General features: G+C 38.2%; 1 protein-coding gene. It reads left to right on the forward strand.

Annotated elements, in window-relative coordinates; all coding sequences use genetic code 11:
- Nucleotides 1-920: OprD family outer membrane porin (locus C1A47_RS17515; RefSeq protein WP_111896290.1), on the forward strand; the 920-nt coding region annotated here is incomplete at both ends.

The following is a 920-nucleotide window of genomic DNA, read 5'->3' on the forward strand; positions in this document are numbered from 1 at the left end:
TGGATGCTTCAGTGCAATATGCCGTACGCTTAAGTAACGATAAGCATGTGCTTGATACCGCTCTACCATTCGATCAGAAAACTCATTCTCAAGCTGCCGACTTTTTAAAACATGGCGTCACTTTAAAATTGGGCTATGACAAAACCCTCGTGAAAGTGGGTGAACTTTGGTTGGATTTACCAAATACATCCGCGGATCTTAGTCATCAATTGTTGGCATCTTACTGGGGTGAGAATTTACACTCCCAATTAACCGATCATCTTGGTCTTGAAGTTGGGCGAGTGGATAAGGTTTCACCACGTAGCCAAGAAGGTTTTCATAACTTTTCATACACTATGAATGGCGTCACCAAATATTCTGACGGTCTCAACTATATTGATTTACGGTACCAGTTTTCTCCATCTCTTAAGGGCGAATATTATTATGGAAATCTGGAAAAACTGTTTAACAAGCACTATGTCGGTTTAGAACATATATGGAAACAACAGGATTTTTCACTGCAAAGTAAACTCAAATACTTTAATGCCAAGAATGATGGTCATAGCTTTGATATTGATGCACAAAATATCGGACTACTTGAAACTTTAAAAGTAAAGAACCAGACCTTTGGATTAGGTTATCAGGAGATTACAGGAAAATCCGCTTATCCAATTCCAGATGGTTTCTTACCCGAGACGTACTTTATCAACTGGAATGCAACAGGGTTCTTTAAGAAAAATGAGCGCTCATATCACATAATGTATGGATATGACTTTAAAGATTACATTCCTGGTTTCAATGCCATGGTGAAATATGTTTATGGGAATCATTTCAAAGCCGCAAATGGCAGTAAAAATCTGGAAAGTGAATCAGACATCATTCTGAATTATGCTTTTCAACAGCCGTACCTGAAGGGTCTGTCCTTACAATATATTCGCATT

The sequence above is a fragment of the Acinetobacter sp. MB5 genome (genome assembly GCF_003261585.1).
In the GTDB taxonomy this organism is placed as follows: Bacteria; Pseudomonadota; Gammaproteobacteria; order Pseudomonadales; family Moraxellaceae; genus Acinetobacter.